This is a genomic window from Pantoea sp. MHSD4, from assembly GCF_021043305.1.
GTDB classification, from domain to species: Bacteria; Pseudomonadota; Gammaproteobacteria; order Enterobacterales; family Enterobacteriaceae; genus Pantoea; species Pantoea eucalypti.
In genome coordinates this window covers 1,057,757-1,078,046 of sequence record NZ_JAJNDH010000001.1, presented here as the reverse complement: position 1 = coordinate 1,078,046, position 20,290 = coordinate 1,057,757, and the positions used below count along the sequence as shown (strand labels likewise).

20 protein-coding genes are annotated in these 20,290 nt (G+C 54.4%); 10 read left to right on the top strand and 10 right to left on the bottom strand.

Annotated features, from left to right (window positions below):
- The first annotated feature begins 248 nt into the window (after positions 1–248).
- Positions 249–899 (top strand): TetR/AcrR family transcriptional regulator, encoded by a 651-nt coding sequence (locus LQK91_RS04950; RefSeq protein WP_105099163.1) that lies wholly within the window; start codon positions 249–251, stop codon positions 897–899.
- Between the two features lie 34 nt (positions 900–933).
- Here LQK91_RS04950 and rhaM read toward each other — a convergent pair whose 3' ends face one another.
- The 4 genes from rhaM to rhaB are packed head-to-tail and all read right to left on the bottom strand — an operon-like array spanning position 934 to position 4,812.
- On the bottom strand, positions 934–1,248 hold the full coding sequence (gene rhaM / locus LQK91_RS04945; RefSeq protein ID WP_003853684.1) for an L-rhamnose mutarotase: 315 nt from the start codon (positions 1,246–1,248) through the stop codon (positions 934–936).
- Positions 1,238–2,080: a rhamnulose-1-phosphate aldolase gene (gene rhaD, locus LQK91_RS04940; protein ID WP_008925223.1), complete on the bottom strand. Its 843-nt coding sequence runs from the start codon at positions 2,078–2,080 to the stop codon at positions 1,238–1,240. Before rhaD ends, rhaM begins: the two co-directional genes overlap by 11 nt.
- 10 nt (positions 2,081–2,090) lie before the next feature.
- Positions 2,091–3,347, bottom strand: a complete 1,257-nt coding sequence (locus tag LQK91_RS04935; protein WP_003853686.1) for an L-rhamnose isomerase — start codon at positions 3,345–3,347, stop codon at positions 2,091–2,093.
- Entirely contained in the window at positions 3,340–4,812 is a 1,473-nt protein-coding gene (gene rhaB, locus LQK91_RS04930; protein ID WP_039660204.1) for a rhamnulokinase, read from the bottom strand. Before rhaB ends, LQK91_RS04935 begins: the two co-directional genes overlap by 8 nt.
- 291 nt (positions 4,813–5,103) lie before the next feature.
- Here rhaB and rhaS point away from each other — a divergent pair, with 291 nt between their 5' ends.
- Positions 5,104–5,925, top strand: coding sequence for an HTH-type transcriptional activator RhaS (gene rhaS / locus LQK91_RS04925; protein ID WP_003853688.1), 822 nt, complete (start codon positions 5,104–5,106; stop codon positions 5,923–5,925).
- Between the two features lie 11 nt (positions 5,926–5,936).
- The gene (gene rhaR, locus LQK91_RS04920) at positions 5,937–6,803 is read left to right on the top strand and encodes an HTH-type transcriptional activator RhaR (RefSeq protein WP_008925224.1); all 867 of its coding nucleotides are present in this window, start codon (positions 5,937–5,939) and stop codon (positions 6,801–6,803) included.
- 309 nt (positions 6,804–7,112) lie between these two features.
- Here rhaR and rhaT read toward each other — a convergent pair whose 3' ends face one another.
- Complete coding sequence (gene rhaT / locus LQK91_RS04915; RefSeq protein WP_105099161.1) at positions 7,113–8,147, bottom strand: L-rhamnose/proton symporter RhaT; 1,035 nt, start codon at positions 8,145–8,147, stop codon at positions 7,113–7,115.
- Between the two features lie 359 nt (positions 8,148–8,506).
- On the opposite strand from rhaT, the gene LQK91_RS04910 reads away from it, so the two are divergent.
- Complete coding sequence (locus tag LQK91_RS04910; RefSeq protein ID WP_003853693.1) at positions 8,507–8,830, top strand: hypothetical protein; 324 nt, start codon at positions 8,507–8,509, stop codon at positions 8,828–8,830.
- Between the two features lie 43 nt (positions 8,831–8,873).
- On the top strand, positions 8,874–8,972 hold the full coding sequence (locus tag LQK91_RS04905) for a YoaK family small membrane protein (protein ID WP_008925225.1): 99 nt from the start codon (positions 8,874–8,876) through the stop codon (positions 8,970–8,972).
- 3 nt (positions 8,973–8,975) lie between these two features.
- Here the strand turns inward: LQK91_RS04905 and LQK91_RS04900 are convergent, their stop codons facing one another.
- Complete coding sequence (locus LQK91_RS04900) at positions 8,976–9,242, bottom strand: DksA/TraR family C4-type zinc finger protein (RefSeq protein ID WP_003853696.1); 267 nt, start codon at positions 9,240–9,242, stop codon at positions 8,976–8,978.
- A 194-nt stretch (positions 9,243–9,436) separates the two neighbouring features.
- On the opposite strand from LQK91_RS04900, the gene aldA reads away from it, so the two are divergent.
- Positions 9,437–10,873 (top strand): aldehyde dehydrogenase, encoded by a 1,437-nt coding sequence (gene aldA, locus LQK91_RS04895; RefSeq protein WP_105099159.1) that lies wholly within the window; start codon positions 9,437–9,439, stop codon positions 10,871–10,873.
- A 76-nt stretch (positions 10,874–10,949) separates the two neighbouring features.
- On the opposite strand, the gene LQK91_RS04890 is transcribed toward aldA, so the two are convergent.
- On the bottom strand, positions 10,950–12,218 hold the full coding sequence (locus LQK91_RS04890; protein ID WP_003853701.1) for an MFS transporter: 1,269 nt from the start codon (positions 12,216–12,218) through the stop codon (positions 10,950–10,952).
- Positions 12,215–13,636: a M20 family metallopeptidase gene (locus LQK91_RS04885; protein ID WP_105099158.1), complete on the bottom strand. Its 1,422-nt coding sequence runs from the start codon at positions 13,634–13,636 to the stop codon at positions 12,215–12,217. The genes LQK91_RS04890 and LQK91_RS04885 overlap by 4 nt, the downstream gene beginning before the upstream one ends.
- A gap of 139 nt (positions 13,637–13,775) precedes the next feature.
- Here LQK91_RS04885 and LQK91_RS04880 point away from each other — a divergent pair, with 139 nt between their 5' ends.
- Positions 13,776–14,690, top strand: coding sequence for a LysR family transcriptional regulator (locus LQK91_RS04880; protein WP_105099157.1), 915 nt, complete (start codon positions 13,776–13,778; stop codon positions 14,688–14,690).
- Positions 14,691–14,733: 43 nt separating this feature from the next.
- Here LQK91_RS04880 and LQK91_RS04875 read toward each other — a convergent pair whose 3' ends face one another.
- Positions 14,734–16,329, bottom strand: a complete 1,596-nt coding sequence (locus LQK91_RS04875; RefSeq protein WP_105099156.1) for an ABC transporter substrate-binding protein — start codon at positions 16,327–16,329, stop codon at positions 14,734–14,736.
- 127 nt (positions 16,330–16,456) lie between these two features.
- On the opposite strand from LQK91_RS04875, the gene pepT reads away from it, so the two are divergent.
- The 3 genes from pepT to LQK91_RS04860 all read left to right on the top strand — a co-directional run bounded on the left by pepT (position 16,457) and on the right by LQK91_RS04860 (position 19,391).
- Positions 16,457–17,683: a peptidase T gene (gene pepT / locus LQK91_RS04870; protein WP_105099155.1), complete on the top strand. Its 1,227-nt coding sequence runs from the start codon at positions 16,457–16,459 to the stop codon at positions 17,681–17,683.
- Positions 17,684–17,976: 293 nt separating this feature from the next.
- Positions 17,977–18,381 (top strand): hypothetical protein, encoded by a 405-nt coding sequence (locus tag LQK91_RS22055; protein ID WP_105099154.1) that lies wholly within the window; start codon positions 17,977–17,979, stop codon positions 18,379–18,381.
- A 530-nt stretch (positions 18,382–18,911) separates the two neighbouring features.
- Positions 18,912–19,391 (top strand): Hcp family type VI secretion system effector, encoded by a 480-nt coding sequence (locus LQK91_RS04860; RefSeq protein ID WP_105099152.1) that lies wholly within the window; start codon positions 18,912–18,914, stop codon positions 19,389–19,391.
- Between the two features lie 79 nt (positions 19,392–19,470).
- Here LQK91_RS04860 and LQK91_RS04855 read toward each other — a convergent pair whose 3' ends face one another.
- Entirely contained in the window at positions 19,471–20,247 is a 777-nt protein-coding gene (locus LQK91_RS04855; protein ID WP_003853710.1) for a transporter substrate-binding domain-containing protein, read from the bottom strand.
- Between the last annotated feature and the right edge of the window lie 43 nt (positions 20,248–20,290).

Here is a 20,290-nt window from a genome sequence, read left to right as displayed (position 1 = left end):
TTAACGACTGTTAAACAAATAATAGACCCCGCCGGGGCTCGCCGTCAATATTTATTTAATGAGCGTTATTTTAATCGCGAAGTGGCGTGATTATGGGCTTCAGTCCCTTTTCTGACTTAACCATAGGGGCGATAACACTGCGCTGGCGCACAAAATGGCAACCCTGGCCGAGGGCATGCATAGCGGACCTTGCACATTTTTATAATGATCGGTAATTTAATAGGATGTTTTACTGTCAGTGAGGATGTATGAGCCAGGTTCAGGATTGTGATGTAAAGAAATGCCGTGGCCGACCTAAAGTGTTTGATCGTGACGCTGCGCTTGATAAAGCACTCACTCTGTTCTGGACACACGGTTATGAGGGAACGTCCCTGTCCGATCTTGTCGCCGCAACCGGTGCAAAAGCACCGACCCTTTACGCAGAGTTTGTGAATAAAGAAGGGTTGTTCCGTGCGGCGATGGATCGCTATATAGAGAAGTTCAGTGCCTGGCGAGAAGCGGTGTTAGGCGACGATACGTTACCCGTAGATCGCGCAATTGAAGCCTATTTCCGTGCCACCGCCGCCTGCTTTACTGAGCGTGACTCTCCCGGCGGCTGCTTCTTTATCTGCACCTCAACCGCCCTGTCGGCGGCGTCAAAGGAGATTGCCACTATGCTGCAACAGCAGCATCAGTCGCAGGAGCATGTATTAAGCGATTTTCTGCTGGCGCGTCAGCAGCGTCACGAACTGAGCGCGTCAGTCAATGTTCCGGCGCTGTCCCGTTATCTGGGTTGTATGCTGCAGGGCATGTCGGTGCGGGCGCGTGAAGGCGCTGAGCGCGACGATCTTGATAGTATTATTGATACGTTGATGGCGATGTGGCCAACGCTGACCGGCCTGTGTCAGACTAAACGGTAGATCATCAGGGCGGCGATGCCGCCCTTTCCCTCCACTACTCCAGAAAGAACACCGGTTTCAACGGCTGACTGATTGGGCTGTTATCGGCATTCGACGGCATTAAATCTTTCATTGATGCCCACCAGCGCTGGCACACCTCCGTCTTTGCCACCGCGTGCCAGCGCTCCTCAGATTCAATCTCAACGCTGGCGAAGAGCAGATGCCGTTCGGCGTCCAGCCAGATAGCATAGTTGTGTGCGCCATGCGCTTTCAGCGTCTCAGCCAGTTCCGGCCAGATCGGGGAGTGGCGGCGCTCATACTCTGCATGAGCGTCGGCATTCACCTGCATCACAAAAGCTTTACGCAGCATTAGCAGGCCCCACATCCAGCGCGGGTTGCCACGGCTTCACCCCGAAGCGCTCACCCAATGCGACCAGCTGTTCTGTGGTAATGCTCTGGCGAATCCCGCCCATAGACAGCACTTTGACGATCACTTCGGACGATTTCTCCGCTGTGTCTATCAGACCAAAAGTCTCATCGAGCGTCGGGCCTGTACCAAAGACGCCGTGGAACGGCCACATTACCAACGTGTGCGACTGCATCTGCCCGGCCGTCGCCGCGCCGATTTCATCGGTGCCGGGCACCATCCATGGCAGCACACCCACGCCATCCGGGAAGACCACCAGACATTCAGTGCTGCCTTCCCATAACAGGCGGGTAAAGCGGGCAGAATCCATCTCCACCACATAGCTCAACGCCATAAAGTTGGTGGCGTGACAGTGCATGATCACCCGATCTGCGCCCTTGCTGACCGCTTTACGCACCGCGTGAGACTGGAAGTGTGACGCCAGCTCGGAGGTCGGCAATCCGCCATTCGAAAGGCCCCAGTGAATGGTATAGGAGAGCCCTTTGTCATCGACCTGCAGCAGCGCCAGGCAATCCGCCGGATCAAGCTGAACGTTGCGCATGAATTTTCCAGACCCGGTCACCAGAAACCAGTCGTTTGCCAGCGAAGGTGCCGGTTGAGTCAGCTCAATGCAGCGAGGTGCTTTACAGAAGTCGTGGACGAAGGGTTTGACCTCCTCCTCCAGCAGACGCAGGCTGACGTTGCCGCCGTTGCGTTCGTCCCAGCCCTTCAGCCACATGTCACTGGTCGCTTTGACCATTCCCTTAACAAACCCGGAAGAAAGAATGTTTTGCATCATGAAATCCTTAACGTTGGCTCAAGATCTGTTGTTCATAGTGACGGACATCACCTAACCAGCTGGCATCAGCCGGGACATCATGGCGCAGGCACCACGCTTCCCATACTGCCTGCCACGGCAGCGATTTTTGCTCTTCCAGCAGGGTCAACCGTGCGGTGTAATCACCGCTGTTTTCGGCCTGCCGCAAACGGTCGGTGGGCTCCAGCAAGGCACGCAGCAGCGCTTTTTTCGTGTTGCGTGTGCCGATAACCCAGGCGGCAATGCGGTTGATAGAGGCGTCAAAGAAATCGAGCCCGATATGGACTTTATCGAACAACTGGTGACGAACGATCTCATTCGCGATCGCCTGAGTTTCATCGTCCAGCAGCACCACATGGTCGCTGTCCCAGCGCACCGGACGGCTGACATGCAGCAGCAGACGCGGCACATAGAGCATCGCGGCAGAAATTTTGTCGGAGATCACTTCGGTGGGATGGAAATGACCTGCATCCAGGCACAACGCCGTCTGGCGGCTGGCAGCGTAGCCGAGACAAAACTCACTGGAACCTACCGTATAGCTCTCTGCGCCAATGCCAAACAATTTGCTCTCTACCGCATCGATATGGTGCTGCGGGTTGAGTTTTTCTGAGATGACCTCATCCAGTGCGCTCATCAGACGCTGACGCGGAGCCAGTCGATCCACGGTGATATCTTTCATGCCGTCTGGCACCCAGATATTCATCACTGATGGCGAGCCCAGTTGCTCACCAAAATAGGCGGAAATACGGCGACTCGCTTTGCAGTGATCGATCCAGAACTGACGCACGGTTTTATCACTGTGCGACAGCGTAAAACCGTCTGCGCTCATCGGATGCGAGAAGCAGCTGGGATTAAAATCCAGCCCTAAATTGTGCTCTTTCGCCCAGTCAACCCAATGGGCAAAATGGGCAGGTTCAATCGCATCGCGCGTCACGGGTTTGTCGCTTTCCAGATAGATGGCGTGCAGATTCAGGCGTTTTGCGCCGGGAATCAGGGACATTGCTTTGTCGATATCTCTGCGGAGTTCATCGGCGTTACGTGCTCGCCCTGGATAGTTACCCGTCGCCTGAATACCGCCGGTCAATGGGCCCTGTGGGTTTTCAAATCCCCGGACATCATCCCCCTGCCAGCAGTGCATTGAAACCGGGATGCGGTCCAGCTGACGAATAGCCTGTTCAACATCAACCCCCATGTCGGCGTAGCGGTGTTTAGCCAGTTCAAAAGCCTGTTCAATCTGCTTAGTCATAAATGGGTTCCTTAGCGGGTTGAGTCAGCGTCGCGAAGCGTGCCTGACTGGCACTCAAGACGCTGTGAGTTTGCGGTTCGAATTTTTCGAGAGGAAAGTTGTTAATAACGCTGCAGCGAAAATCCGCCACATCCGTCAGCTCGCCCAGCGCAATCAGCTGGCACCCAATATTGCCCAGCGTGGAGGCCTCAACCGGACCCGCCAGCACCGGAATCTGGCAGGCATCGGCGCAAAGCTGATTCAGAAAACGATTCTGACTGCCACCACCCACTACGTGCAGCTGGCTGAAAGATTTGCCACGTAGTTGTGCAAGTTCGTGAATGACGTCGCGATAGAGCAGTGCCAGGCTGTCAAAAATGCAGCGCGCCAGCGCAGCGGCAAATTGCGGCACCGGCATGCCCTGCTCTGCACAGGCATTCTGAATTTCGCTCACCATGCTGTCGGGATTAATAAAGCGGGCATCGTTGGGATTGATCAGTGACGCACAGGCGGGCTGGCGGGCTGTTTCTTCAATCAGCGCGTTAAGATCGTCAATCTGCAGTTCGGCACAGATGCGCTGCAACAGCCACAAGCCCATAATGTTTTTAAGTACGCGATAACCCTCTGCGCCGCCCTCATTGGTGATATTGGCGCGCAGCGCGGCGTCGCTGGCATAGGGCTGCAGACTTTCAAAGCCCATCAGCGACCAGGTCCCGGAGCTCAGATAGGCGGCGTCATCCTGCATCAGCGGCGTTGCCAGCACTGCGCTGGCCGTGTCGTGCGTGGCGACCGCGATGACCGGAACCGGTATGCCTGCGCGGTTAATCCAGTGGCCGACGGTATTGCCCGGTGCCTGCGGCTGTCCGAACCACTGCGCATCCACCCCCGCCCAGGCGAGCAAATCACGATCCCACTCGCCGCTGTGAATATTGAGCATCTGCGTGGTAGTGGCGTTGGTGTATTCCCAGTTAAGGTTGCCGGTCAGTCGAAAATGCAGGTAATCGGGAATCATCAGTGCATGTACTACGCGGGCCTGCCAGTCGGGCTGTTGAAGATGCAGGGCGCGCATCTGATAGAGCGTGTTAAATGGCAGAAACTGAATGCCGGTGCGGGCATAGATAGCACTGCGGCCCAGTTCCTGATGCGCCTGCTCCATCACACCGTGAGTGCGCGCATCGCGGTAGCTGACCGCCTCACCCACCGGCTCGCCCTGTGCGTCCAGCAGCACCATATCAACGCCCCAGGTGTCGATGCCGATACTGTCCGGCACAATGCCTTCTTCATCTAACTGAGCCAGCCCGGCGCGGATCTCCTGCTCCAGCAGCATCAGATCCCAGCAGTCATAACCGGCACGATGTTGACGCGTATTGTTAAAGCGCCGGACCTCACGCAGCATCAGCTTGCGCTGCGCTGCCTCCCAGCTGGCGAGCATAACCCGTCCACTGGAGGCGCCGAGATCGATAGCAACAAAACTTCTCCTGGTCATAGCGGCGGTTTCCTGTGATTGCGTCGTCACAGCGTAAAAATCTTAGGGGTTTCACACCTTCCCCGGAGTGCCAGCGGCGGACAGGCCCTGGCAGACTGGCAAAGAACTTCGTGAGAGAGATCACAGAGGCGGCAGTGAGGAGGATGTGACACCTGCCGCAAAATGATTAACTGCTGAGGATATCTTGAAAAATCAGCGTGATTCCTGCTGAGTCAGGATGAAAATTCAAGGTAAGGTGTTGGCGGGCTGATTAGACTGCGTTACGGTTTTGTAAAGTAGCGAGAGAAGATCATGACCATTTTACACAGTGCGGATTTCTTCCCCGAAGGTGATTACGCCATAGCAATTGAACCCCGACACCCGCAGGCAGCCTTTCCGGAACATCATCATGACTTCCATGAGATTGTGCTGGTTGAACAAGGTGCCGGCATTCATGTATTCAATGGTCAGCCACAAACGCTTTGCGCGGGGTGCGTCTGCTTTGTTCGGGATCACGATCGTCATCTCTATGAGCAGACAGATAATCTTTGCCTGACCAACGTGCTCTATCGCAGTCCCGGCGCGTTTCGCTTTCTCTCCGGACTACAGGCCTTACTGCCCCGCGATCAGGATGGGCAATATCGCTCTCACTGGCGCATCAATCACAAAGTGATGACGCAGGCGCTGTGTGTGGCATCGCAAATGCAGCCCGATGAGAGCTGGTCGCTGGAGAAGCAGGCACGACAGGAGCAGCTTTTTTTACAGCTGCTGGTGCTGTTGCGAGAAGCATGCATTGACGGACAGAGTCAGGATCTGGAGGCACGGTTGCATCGCCTGCTTGACTGGCTGGGTGATCACTACAGTGACGAGATTGTCTGGGATGAGCTGGCCGATCGCTTCTCACTGTCGCTGCGTACGCTGCATCGGCAAATGAAGCAGCAGACCGGCAGCACGCCGCAGCGCTATCTTAACCGTCTGCGGCTATTACAGGCCCGTCATCTGCTGCGTCACAGTGATATGCGCATTACTGATATTGCCTTCCAGTGTGGATTTGGTGACAGCAACCATTTCTCAACGCTGTTCAGGCGCGAATTTGGCTGCGCACCGCGAACGGAGCGTCAGCAAATGCTGTAATGGAGGCGAACATGGCGTTGATACTCAGTCGGGATGACTATTTTCCCGCCACTACTTTGCCGGTGGCGGTGGCTGAAAGGATGCCACAACCCTCTTTCCCGCCGCACCGACACACGTTCAGCGAAATCGTGATTGTCTGGCGCGGCAACGGCCTGCATATCCTCAACGATCGTCCCTGGCTGATAACCTGCGGCGACGTTTTTTACATCCGCGACAGTGATTGCCACAGCTACGACAGCGTCAATGATTTGGTGCTGGATAACATCCTCTATTGCCGCGATCGCTTTGGTCTTGCCCTTGACTGGAACCAGTTGCTGCCGCAACAGGGCGCGGATGAACCGGGCGGCTGGCGGCTGACCACGCGAGGGATGGCGCTGGCACGGGGCGTGATCAGCCAGCTGGAACGAGAAAGCCGCAAAAGCGATCCGCTGTCCGTGCAGCTCTCAGAGGCGCTGTTTTTACAGCTGGCGCTGATTCTGCGTCGCCACGGCTACGCCGCTGACCGTCCATGGGCGTTACCGGAGGGTGAACAGCTGGATCTGCTGATGTCGGCTTTACAGGGTGCGATTGCCCGCCCATTCGATCTGGCGGCGTTTTGCCAGCAGAATCGACTCAGCGAACGGGCGCTGAGGCAGCTTTTCCGTCAGCAGACCGGCATGACCATCGGTCATTACCTGCGTCAGCTTCAGCTCTGTCAGGCAAAATATCTGCTGCGCACCCAGGATTGTCTGATTAGTGAGGTCGCCGCCCGCTGCGGTTTTGATGACAGTAACTATTTTTCTGTCGTCTTCACCCGTGATACCGGGTTAGCGCCCAGCGCCTGGCGCCAGCGATTTATCGCGCCCCGGCAGGCACTGAAGAGTGCCGAGTCTGACTAAAAAGGGCCTGCATAGCAGGCCCTTTCAGGTTACAGACAAAAGCAGCCCTGCATTGTTGTGAAACAGTGTTTTTACAGGGAACAGGATCAGACTGGAAAGACGCTAGAGCCGTGATCCGTGACATGCCCGGTCCGCGCGATTACGCACCTCATGGATGAGGTGCGCCCGTGGCCGGGCCAACGCGTTGCGTTGTTCAAAAAAGCTCCCGGCGTTTTTGTCCAGGGCGGCGGGACGCTTTCCTCTTCTGACCCCGTCTCCTGCACGTTCTGCTAATAGGTTGCTGTAACTTAACTCCGACGGAGTGAGCAATCAGGCCGCCATGCCCAGACCGACTATATTGGCGGCAATGATAATCACCACACAGCCGAGCGACAATACGCTCACCGGGCGACGTCCCGCTGACTTCCACTCTTTCAGCAGCAGCCCAACCAGCCCCCCACATAAGACATAAAGACTCATGTGCAGCATCCAGCTGACATAGTCATACTGTGCCGGGATTCGCGCATGTCCCCAGGCGTAGAAGAAGAACTGCAGATACCACATGGTGCCGCCAAGCACGGCAAACGCGGTATTCGCAATCAGCAGTGACTTCCCGACGGAAAAGTCTTTATGCACTGACAGCTCCGGCCGGGTGGCCAGCCGCCAGAAACAGAAGCCCAGATTGATCAACGCCCCGCCGCCCATGATGACCACGTAACTGGGTAAGGCCACATAAAGCGGATCGATGCCGAGATTAGCGGCAGCCTGATGCATCGGTTTCGCCGCATCCATCGCAAACGACATGCCTGCCGAGAAAATGCCGCACATCACCGCCAGCACCAGTCCCTTTTTGAGATTGAATTCCTCCGCGTTGATCCCCAGCGCGCGCTCCTTTAACAACCCGGCGCGTGTCACAATCCCCACACCAATCAGCGCCACCATGACACCCAGTAGCGTTAACCGGCCACCCGACGAGGCGAACAGCTCACCAAAGCGCCCTTGCAACAGCGGCGTCATCAGCGTACCAACCACCAGGGTGATGCCAATCGCGATACCAATACCCATCGACATCCCGAGATAGCGCATGGTCAGACCATAGTTGATATTGCCTATTCCCCACATCGCGCCAAACAGAAATACCGGCGTGAGTTGCGACAGCGTAAAACTGCTGTAATAGGCCATAACGTTCGGCAGCAAAATGGCACTCACCGTCCAGGGCAGGATTAGCCACGACATCAGGCCGCCAATTGACCACATGGTTTCCCATGACCATCTTTTCACCTGTTTAAACGGCGCATAGAAACACGCCGCGCTGGCTGCGCCGACAAAATGCCAGAAGATACCCGCAATAATGGCACTGTTCATTGTTATTCCCCGGTTTGGTTGAGGCCTGTCGGAAACCTGTCTGCTTCCGCTCAGCAGGCAGTCTACGTTTTGCAGGAATTCCTCAGCCTTTGGATAAATGCCGGAAACCGCAGCAGCGTGGCAATTTCTGACCGTTATTCCTGTCAGGGATCACAATTTCACAGTTGTTATAAAACTGGACCAGCGCAAAGGTAACTTACTTATTATTCAGTGTTTTTTACTGTTCTGCTGTGTAGCGCAGCACAATTCTGTTATGGCTGCCATAAAGGCTGATGGAGTGGCAAGTCTGCAAAGAAGCCTTTTATAAACCCAGCCAGGATTGTATAAACTGGGGAAAATTGATCGGATCAGGGATTGGGATGACATCAAAATGGTTAACACTGTTTCTTTCACAGTCAGTCAGCCGGGTGATGCTGGATGACATCAGGGCAATATTACCCGCAGATGCGATAAAGGTGTTTGTGAATGGCCTGGATGAAACGCACTATGCCACCATCGAGTGTCTGCAGTCAGAACAGCATTGCGCTCTCATCGCCTCAGCGATTGTAGTCTGGCGTCAGCTCGGCCATGTGCATCATATTGTCTATAAAAAAGGGGAAGTGTTGCGCGAAGAGAGTGATGCAACTCAGTTTCAGCTCTTTACCCTGCTGAAAACCCATCGCGCCGTTCTCCAGATCTCATGATAAGATCGTGGCCCCTGAAAACGCTGTTTGCAGCAGGTTGAATATGAGAATTGGAATTTTGTTTCCGATCGCCATTATTGTGGCGGGTGTAGGGTTTCTGGCATGGTTTATTGGCAGCGGCCTGGCGATGCCAGGCTCCTGAGGGTTAGCGCAGCTGACTATCTTTACTGCCCCGACGATTATACAGGCTGGTGCTCTGCTGCTGTTTGTCGATTTTTTCCTGACACGCCACGCAATAGTGCACGCCTTTAAGTGCCTGACGACGTGCTTCAGGAATTGGCTCGCCGCAGAGTTCGCATTCTGTAGCGCTTTCGCCCTGCCCGATTGACTGCCTTACCCGCTCAATACCGTCGTTCACGGTGCTATCAATCTGTTCCTGTACTGCGCCTTCTGCAGCCCATCCGCTTGCCATTATTTAACCCCTTTCACGACTTCACTTCTTTAAATCTACAACAGATTGACGTTTTTGCCTCAGAACTTACCGATACCTGTGATTGGCTGCCAGCCGATTACGGCACCTGGCACTCAGCTAAAGGTCACGCTTAACGATCTGTTTCACTCTGCGATTACATCACTGCAACATATCGATAGCGGAGAGCAAAGCGAATGACAACACATCATCAACATTACATTAATGGCGAGTTCGTCGCCCATCACGGTGACCAGTGGATTGAGGTGATCAACCCGGCCACTGAGGCGCTGCTGTCACGTATTCCCGAAGGCACTCGTCAGGATGCCAGCCGTGCCATCAACGCCGCAGAAGCGGCTCAGCCAGCGTGGGAGGATCTGCCCGCAGTGGAGCGTGGCACCTGGCTGCACAAAATTGCCAGCGCCATCCGCGACCGGGAGCCTGAACTGACGGCAACGATTGTGGCTGAGGGTGGAAAAACCCAGGGACTGGCGAAGACCGAAGTGCTGTTCACCGCCGACTACCTTGATTACATGGCAGAGTGGGCGCGGCGTTACGAAGGTGAGATCATCAACAGCGACCGACCCAATGAAAACATCTTTTTGTTCAAAAAAGCGATTGGCGTTACCACCGGGATTTTACCGTGGAACTTCCCCTTCTTCCTGATTGCCCGCAAAGCGGCGCCTGCCCTGATTACTGGCAACACCATCGTGATTAAACCCAGTGAGCTGACGCCAGACAATGCGGCCATTTTTGCCGACATCATTCACACGCTGGGTCTGCCAGCGGGCGTGATTAACATTGTCTACGGTCTGGGTCCGGAAGTGGGACAGGAGCTGGCGGCAAACCCCAAAGTCGGGCTGGTGAGCCTGACCGGTAGCGTCGGCGCAGGTATCGCTACCATGGAAGCCGCTGCTAAAAATGTCACCAAAGTGTCGCTGGAACTGGGCGGCAAAGCCCCGGCTATCGTGATGGATGACGCCGATCTCGATCTGGCGGTTCAGGCAATTGTCAGTTCGCGGATGATCAACAGCGGTCAGGTCTGTAACTGCGCAGAGCGTGTTTATGTGCAGGAAGGCATCTACGCGCGCTTTATCAGCGCGCTGACCACGGCGTTTCAACAGGTTACGTTTGGCGATCCCGCCGAACGCAGTGATATCGACATGGGGCCACTGATTACGGGCGCGGCAAGGGATCGGGTTGAGCAGAAAGTAGCAGACGCCGTCGCCGCCGGCGCCAGAGTGGTGCTGGGCGGCAAGCGCGCCGGCGATAAGGGCTTCTTCTTTGAACCGACGCTGCTTACCGATGTGCGTCAGGAGATGGCGATTATGCAGGAGGAAATTTTTGGCCCGGTGCTGCCGGTGATGAAGTTCAAAACGCTGGATGAGGCGATCGCTTTGGCTAACGACTGCGAGTATGGGCTGACTTCTTCGATTTATACCCGGAATATCAATACCACCATGACCGCGTTGCGAAAGCTGAAGTTCGGCGAGACCTATGTTAATCGTGAGAACTTTGAGGCGATGCAGGGCTATCATGCCGGATGGCGCAGGTCGGGTATCGGCGGTGCCGATGGGAAACATGGCCTGGAGGAGTATCTGCAGACCCATGTTGCTTACCTGCAGTTCAGTTAAACGCAGGCTCGATCTTACCGCCTCCCGTTCCTGACGTTGTCAGTCACAAAATGGGCCAGCTAACCGGCCCATTTTGCTATGCCACCCGCTTACTGCAGCGCAGCAGCGCGATGCCACTTAGCACTGCCACCGCCATCAGGTAGTAGCCTGGTGCCAGACTGCTGCCGGTAGCGGCAATCAGCATGCTGCAAATCAGCGGCGCAAACCCGCCAAATACTGTCACCGCCACGTTGTAACTGATCGCCATACCGCTGGCGCGGGTGGTCGCCGGAAAGAGATCGGCCATCACCGACGGCACCGTCGAGAAATAGACCGACTTCAGCAGCGCCATCCAGGCCACCAGCAGGATTAACGTAGTGGGCGTGGTGTGATCGACCATCCATTTAAACGCAGGATAGATGGTAGCCATTAATAGCAGCAGCGATCCCCACATCAGCGGCAACCGGCCAATCCGCTCTGCCCACAATCCCATGATGGGCGTCACGACCGTCAGGATAATGCCCGCAATCAGTGTGGCGGTGAAGGCGACCGATCCCGGCAGATGCAGCGTTTTGGTGGCGTAAGTCGGTATGTAGTTGAGCATGTAGTTTACTGCAGTCGAAATCACCATCACGCCTATCGCCAGGGTGATTAGCGCTTTCTGCCGCCCGAACAGCGTCTTCAGCGGCGCGGATTCCTTCTCCTGCGAGGCAAAGCTGGCAGGTTCCTGCACATGACGGCGAATGTAGATACCCAGCGGGCCAATCAGCAGGCCGAAGGCAAACGGAATGCGCCAGCCCCACGCCTGAATATCACTTTCGCTTAGCCAGTGCGTCAGCCCCAGCCCGAATGCGGATGCCATCAGCGTGCTCGCCCCCTGAGTGGCGAACTGCCAGCTGGCAATAAAGGCTTTACGTTCGGGAAAGTGCTCCACCAGAAAGGCAGTGGAACTGCCAAACTCGCCCCCGGCAGAGAAACCCTGAATCAGACGCGCCAGAATGATCAATAGCGGTGCGGCCAGACCGATAGTGGCGTAGCCCGGCATAAACGTAATGATCGCCCCGCCCAGCATCATCAGGTTAATCGACAACAGCAGCGCCTTTTTGCGCCCATGGCGGTCGGCATAGTTGCCCAGCACAATGGCACCCAGCGGACGGATCAGAAAGGAGATACCGAAGCTGCCAAAGGTCAGCAACAGCGACACTGACGGATCGCTGACCGGAAAGAAAACATGCGCGATGTAGCTGGCGAAAAAGCCATACACCGCGATGTCGAACCACTCCAGCGCGTTACCAATGCAGGTGGCGAACAGTGTTTTGTGCAGGCTCGGTTTCACCTGCGAGGTCGTCTGCGCGATGCTGCTCATTGTTCACCTCTCCGCCACTGATGGTGGCGCGTCATCAACTGTTCGCCCTCTTCGCCCAGTTGCCAGAAGAGTCTCGTCATAATCGCCAGGCCTTCACGTGCAATGGAATTGAGCATGTGTTCGTTAACGCCATGCTGGCCGCAGGCGGGATAGGAGTGCGGCACCCACAACGTTGGCAGACCCAGGATATCGGCGAAGACTTCATTGGGCAGTGAACCGCCAAGATTGGGTAACAGAGCCGGTTTTTTACCGCTGCTACGCGCCAGCGTGTCCAGTGCCCAGGCCACCAGCGGATCCTGAGGATCGAGCCGCGTCGCCGGTGAGCCGCGCAGAAACTCTACGCTGACGTTATCGAAGCCGTGCTGACGCAGGTGACTTTCGACATGCTGCACCAGGTTTTCCCAGTCAGTGCCGACCACAAATCGCAGCTGACACACCGCCGTGGCGCTGCCCGGAATCGCGTTCATGGGGCGCGCCGGATTGCCGGTTTCAAAGGCCAGCACCTCCAGCGTGTTCCAGCCATAAAGGCGCTCTGCAGGCGCCAGACCTGGCTCACCCCAGCCTTCTGCCAGCGCCGGATCGCCCGGCATACCGCCGACGTCAATATCACTCAGGATCGCCCGCACGGCCCTGGTCAACGAGTCCGGTTTTAGCGCAGCGACCTGCAATACGCCCTGCGCATTCACCAGGCAGGCGATCGCATTGGCCAGTTGCGTACCGGGATTACTGAGCAGTCCGCCCCAGTTGCCGGAGTGATAGGCGTTGTCACGCGCCCGAATGGTCAGCCGAAAGTTCGCCGCACCACGCGAACCCAAAAACAGCGTTGGTCGCACTGCGTTGAGCCGTGGGCCATCAGAGGCGATAAAGAGATCGGCTTTTAACAGCGCCTGCTGCTGCTGGCAGATCGCCGCCAGTCCCGGCGAACTGATCTCTTCGCCCATTTCAAACAGGATTTTGCAGTTAAAGCCCAGCTTTCCACCGCGCGTCTGCCACACCTGTTCCAGCGCTGCGAGGTTGATGCAGTGCTGACCTTTGTTGTCCGCGCTGCCACGTCCATACAGGCGATCGCCTTCAGCAGTGAGTTGCCACGGCGATAAGCCTTCGCGCCAGTTTTCATCGTCGCCGAATACGACATCACCGTGTCCATAGCAAAGCAGCGTCGGTTTTAGCGGATCTTCAATGCGGGTGGCAATCAGAAACGGCGGGCTGCCTGGCTGGGGATTTTCAAATGGATGTAACGTAAATCCCATCTTCGTCAGTTGCGGGCCAATTTCCTGCTGCAGATAGTGGTCCAGCTCCGCGCCTCTGCTGGCCTGCTGGCTTTCGGTCACACAGGCGACACGCCGTGCCAGCAGTTGCTGAAACTCACCGCTATCGAAATAGTGCATCGCCTGATCAACGGCCTGTTGCTCTGTCATGTTTGCCCTGCCTGTTTTTTTATCGTGCTTTATCTTTGACAAACTTCTCTCTTTGCCACAATTATCAATTTATCGAGTGAGCGTTGCTTTTAAAGCAATGCATGACTGCCCTTTTATGATGCGTTTTGATGGAGTGGAGATGATAAGCAGCGAGATCCGTTATTTCCTGGCGGTTGTTGAGAGCGGCTCGTTGAGCGCCGCCAGTGAACAACTTTTTGTCGCGGTATCGGCGATCAGTCGTCAGATTCAGCGGCTGGAGGCACAGGTCGGGGTGCCGCTGTTTGAGCGTCACGCGCGCGGCATGGTGCTGAATGAGGCGGGTGAGATTTTTGCGCATCACGTGCGTAAGAGTCAGCTCGATATGACGTATGCGCTGGCGGAGATTAAGGGATTGAAAGCGATACGCCGCAGTTTGATCCGCATCGCCTGCACGGATGGTATGGCGTTTAGTCTGCTGCCTGGCCTGCTGGCGGCGTTTCGCCTGACAAACCCGGGCGCGCTGTTTGCGATTAACGTGACGCACTCGCAGGGCGTGGCCGCGTGCGTCCGGGCGGGAGAATGCGATGTGGCGCTGCAGTTTAGTCTGCAGCCGGAGCGCAGCGTTGAGGTGCTGGGTTCCTGGCCTGCACCGGTGTTGTTGGCGATGCATGCTTCACATCCGCTGGCGTCACGCGAGGTGACGCTGGGCGATCTGCCTCGCTGGCCGCTGGCACTGCCCGGTCATCACACCACGGTGCGGCAGCTGTTTGATCTCTCCTGTCAGATGAACGACTGCGTGGTGGAGCCCGTGCTGACCTGCGACTATTTCGCTACGCTTTATCACTTTTTGCTGCATACGCCGCAGGCAGTAACCATCTGTAGTGCCTTTACCCTGTTGTTCGAGCGCGATACGCAAAATCTGGTGTTGCGGTCAATGGGAGTGGATCAGTTGAGTCAGCGCACATTGCAACTTCAGACAGTGTCGGGACGTCAGCGCAATGCGGCTTTGACGCTATTTCTGGCGTTTTTGCAGCAGCGGCTGACGGAGATGGATCAGCAGGTGAGGATGGGATAAGAGGCCCACTGATGTGTGGGCCATTGACGTTAACTGCCACGAGTTACTGCTTAATATCCACCTGATAGAAGATATGCTTGCCAAACGGATCGACCTGATAGCCGCTGACCGATTTGCGCACCGGCTCGAAGATGGTGGAGTGCGCGATCATCACGGCAGGCATCTGATCATGCATTATCTGCTGCGCCTGCAGATAGAGCGCAGTGCGTTTGACCTGATCCGGCTCGGCGCGGGCTTCGGTGATTAACTTCTCGAACGGCTGGTAGCACCATTTTGAAGAGTTAGAACCGCCCTGCGCAGAGGTACAACTGTACAGCGGGCCGAAGAAGTTATCCGGATCGCCGGTCGCAGTCGTCCAGCCCATCAGCGCCGCCTGATGCTCGCCACTTCGGACACGCTTCAGGTATTCGCCCCACTCGTAGCTGACAATGTTGGCTTTGATGCCGACTTTGGCCCAGTCCGACTGAATCATCTCCGCCATGCGGCGCGCATTCGGGTTGTAAGGCCGCTGAACCGGCATCGCCCAGAGCGCAATTTCGGTACCCGGTTTGACGCCAGCCTGTTGCAGCAACGTTTTGGCCTTCTCCGGATCGTAGTCGTAATCCTTCAGATCTTTGTCCGCGCTCCAGACGCCCGGCGGCAGGATATTCTTCGCGACCGTGCCAGTGCCTTTGAATATCGCCTCGATGATCGCCGGTTTGTTGATCGCCATCGCCAGCGCCTGGCGCACTTTGACGTTGTCGGTTGGCGCTTTAGTGGTATTAAACGCCAGGAAGCCGGTGTTCAGACCCGCCTTCTGTTCCAGAGTGATGTCCGGATTGGCGCGCATTTTGTCCAGATCGGCGGGGTTCGGGAATGGCATTACCTGACACTCGTTCTTCTCCAGCTTGGCATAACGCACGGAGGCGTCAGGCGTAATACTGAATACCAGCCGATCGAGCTTCGCCTTACCCTGCCAGTAGTCCGGAAACGCTTTGTAGAGGATGCGGGAATCTTTCTGATACTGCACCAGTTCAAAGGGGCCGGTGCCAATCGGGTTCATATCGACCTTTTCCGGCGTCCCCGCTTTCAGCATCGCGTCTGCATATTCCGCCGAGTGGATTGAGGCGAAATACCAGGCGAGATCGGCAAGGAATGGCGCTTCCGGATGAGCAAGCGTGAAGCGCACGGTGTGGTCATCAACCCGGTCGATATGTTTAATCAGCGTGGAGAGTTCAAGACTTTCGAAGTTGGAATAGGTGCCGCCAGAAACATTGTGGAAGGGATTTTTCGGGTCCATCTGACGCATAAACGAGAAGATCACATCATCGGCGTTGAAGTCGCGGCTGGGTTTGAACTGTTTATTGCTCTGGAACTTCACATTTTTGCGAAGATGGAAGGTGTATACGGTGCCATCCGGGCTGATCTCCCAACTTTCCGCCAGGCTCGGGACCAGATTGGTGGTGCCGGGCGTGAAATCCACCAGCCGGTTAAAGACCGGTACGGCACTGGCGTCAACACTGGTTCCGGAGGTATAGAGCTGAGGGTTAAAATTCTCTGGCGATCCCTCAGAACAGTAGACCAGCGTTTTGGCGTTTACGCTGCCAGCCAGCGCTATCCCAGCAGTAACAAGCGCTAAGGTGGCTATCTTGATTTTCATTATCATCCTCGCTTTGTATTGACTTCCGGTGATCACAATATCTAAATGAATCATTCAGATGCTTCATTGATAGCACGATTCGGCACCATAGCGAACCCCGCCAGTGGCTGACTAATAAGGAATAGTGATGACAGACAAACTTGAGTCGCAACTCACCGAACGTTTTTTCCGTTACCTCGCCGTCAGCAGTCAGAGCGATGCCAAATCAACTTCCTTGCCCAGCACCCCGAGTCAGCACGCCATGGCAAAACTGCTGGCGGATGAGCTGCGCGATTTGGGTCTCGATGAGGTGTTAATTGATGAACATGCCACAGTGACGGCAGTAAAACGCGGTAACCGTCCTGACGCACCGCGCATCGGGTTTATTACACACATCGATACCGTTGATGTCGGTTTGTCGCCTGATATTCACCCGCAGATCCTCACCTGGCAGGGCGAAGATCTCTGTCTGAATGCAGAGCAGGATATCTGGCTGCGCCGCGATGAACATCCTGAGATCGCGCCCTATGTGGGTCAGCAGGTGATTTTCAGCGACGGGACCAGCGTGCTGGGCGCTGACAACAAAGCGGCGGTTACTGTAGTGATGACGCTGATGGCCAATCTTAAAGGCGACCACGGCGATATCGTGGTGGCCTTTGTGCCGGACGAAGAGATTGGCCTGCGCGGGGCGAAAGCACTCGATCTGGAATCGCGGTTTAATGTCGATTTTGCCTGGACCATCGACTGCTGCGAACTGGGTGAAGTGGTATATGAAAACTTCAATGGTGCTGCTGCAGAGATTGTGTTTACCGGTGTGCCCGCACACCCCATGTCGGGCAAAGGCGTGCTGGTCAATCCGCTGCTGATGGCGCATGACTATATCAGCCTGTTTGATCGCCAGCAGACGCCGGAGCACACCGAAGGTCGCGAAGGCTATATCTGGTTTAATGAGATTCAGGCCAACGCCAGCAAAGCCACGCTAAAGGCCTCCATTCGTGATTTTGACCTCACCAGCTTCGCCGCACGCAAGCAGCAGTTGCAGCAGGCAGCGGAAAAACTCGCAGCACGTTATCCCACCGGCGACGTGAGCATCACGATCAGCGATATTTACAGCAATATCAGCAATGCACTGGGTGAGGATCGTCGGGCGATTGATTTGATCTTCAGTGCGTTTGCCGCGCTGGAAATTGAGCCAAAAGTCATTCCGATGCGTGGCGGCACGGATGGGGCTGCGCTGTCAGCCAAAGGGTTGCTGACGCCGAACTTCTTTACCGGCGCACACAACTTCCACTCACGCTTCGAGTTTCTGCCGATTACGTCCTTTGTGAAATCCTATCAGGTGGCGGAAAAACTCTGTTATCTGGCGGCGGGTTAACAGTTTTATTAATGCTTATATGTACAGGGCTGAAATGGGAAATTCAGCCCTGATTTTGATACAGCCAGTGAAACCTAATCAGCGAATTTTCCACATTAAACGCGCGTTTTATTAAGGCCAGAATCTGCGTTATTCCGTCACTATTATAACTTCACCTCCCAAAAGCACCCTCCTTTTATCCGGTTTATTTTGATCGCGCGCATTAATGAGCACTCAAGCGGATTTACATACATCTTAATGCTCTTTATCTTCAATGAACATTTAAATGCGGGGATAATTTAAGGGGTTCAGTTATGCAACACACTGATGAAATAATTAATTATTTACAGGCGAACGAAATTTTAGCAAAAAAGTTAGATCGGGCCTTTAATGGGGTTAGTGATGCATTATCACATCAGATTGAACACATAGGTTCAGGCGTGCAACGTGCGCTTTATTACACCTCGTGCTTCACAGAAAAATATCAGGAGGTTTGTCAGAAGCAAAAAGTTGAGGACGTAAGATTTGCAAAGGGAGTATATCAACTACTTAGCCATGGTAATGTTGTGATCGATATGCTTAAGATATATTTCGATGGATTATTCAGATTAAAGACAGATCGCCAGCTTGAATGGATAAAAAAATATCTCATGGCCATCAATATACACATTGCCGCCAGTCATCTCACCCAAAACGGTTTTCTTCCGCCGTTACGGTAGCAGTTGCAGTCGGCATGAAAGTGAACCTTGATATGAGCGCGCTAATTGGCCGAAGGGCTGGCAGTGCACTTACAATTACTGGAATTTATGGAGTCGTTCAGAAAGCAGCAGATTGCGCCAACCGGTTAAATTACACTTTACCGGCATATTATGCAGCACTCTATGAAAAAGAACTTGAAATGATGTATTTCCTGATTGACCCGTTATTTGTTAACTCGGGAGCCCTCAAAAACACGTCCCCATCCGATAATGAAATTTCAAAAATAATCACGACTATGATTCGATAGCCAAATGATTAAAAACATTATATGCCGGTTTTTTAGAATAATATTCAAATCAATGATTGAGGTTTATGCTCCCCCATTTCTTATTCTTACTTTCGCAGTCATCTTCGTGCAGATTTTTCCAGAAGGTCCTTTATGGCCCATTGCAGTCTTTGTCTTAATTGTAATAATGGTTTTTCCACGAATATTCAAATGGTGATGCTAAACATCAGACAATGTCAGAAACCTCAATAAGGAAATAAAATTATGTCTGTACCCGATCATCTATGGCTTGACGATGAAAACGGTTCACCCATCGTGGGGAGCTGCCAGATGCCACGTCGACTCGGTTCAATAGAGTTAAAATCGTTCGCACACCACATCACCATTCCTGTTGATCCCGCCCGGGGAAAACTAACCTGTACGCGTGTTCACAGCCCGATTACTATCGTCAAAGAGTTCGACCAGACAACGCCCGTTCTTTATCGCGCAATCTGTGAAGGACGAATACTTAAAAATGGCACAACAAAAATGTACAGAATTGTGGAGTCAGGCAGCGAGGTTGAATATTTCAATATTATGCTGGAAGGGATAAAGCTCACTACCGTTTCTCCCTATCTTGCCCCTAACGGACTAAGCAGCACGCACCTGGAAACACTGGAATTGCGATATCAGGCTATTACCTGGAAATATACGGACGGAAACATTATCTATCAGGATGAATGGAATAACTTTGCAAAGGCTTAAATCTAAGAACTGTTTGATAAAAATGAAGGCTGACATAATCAATCGGAGAGAATCGGGCGCAGAGTGCGCCCGATTCTGTTTATGGCTTCGCGCTTACATCAATGCCCGGGAAGTATTTTTCAGCCAGCTTTTTGATGGTGCCATCGCCCTGCACTTTGGCGATCGCCGCATCAAGAGACTGCTTCAGCTGGGCGTCATCTTTGCGCAGGCCGTAGCCGATGCCCGAGCCAAGAATCGCGTCATCTTCGACCGGCTTGCCGACAAAGCCAAAGCCTTTACCCTGGGGCTTATCAAGGAAACCGGACTGGCCGGCAGCAGACATCACCAGCGTGCCATCAAGGCGGCCCGCGACCATATCGTTGTAAACCTGGTTCTGATCCTGATACGACGTGACCGTTACGCCCTGCGTCTCCCAGTGCTTCTTCGCATAGGTTTCCTGAATAGAGCCCTGCAACACGCCGATGTTTTTACCTTTGAGACTGTCGGCGGTCGGTGCCAGATTTTCACCGTTTTTCGCCACAAGCATGGTCGGAATACGGTAGATCGGCTGCGTAAATGCGATGCTTTTGGCGCGCGCTTCGGTGATATTCATCGCCGAGTTGATGGCATCAAATTTTTTCGCCTGCAGCGCCGGGATCAGCGCATCAAAGCTGCTCTCGACCCAGTGGCAGCTGAAATTGCCGGCCTTACAGATAGCGTTGCCCAGCTCAATATCAAAGCCTTCCAGCTCCCCTTTGGCATTGCGGCTTTCAAATGGCGGATATTGTGACTCTACGCCGTAACGTAAATCCTGTGCCAGTGCCTGTACCGATGTCATCATGCCCAGAGCAAGAAAAAGCGCGTTCAGTTTCTTCATTATTTACCCCGAAAAGTCCTGGTTACCTGTTCCCGGTGCTGCC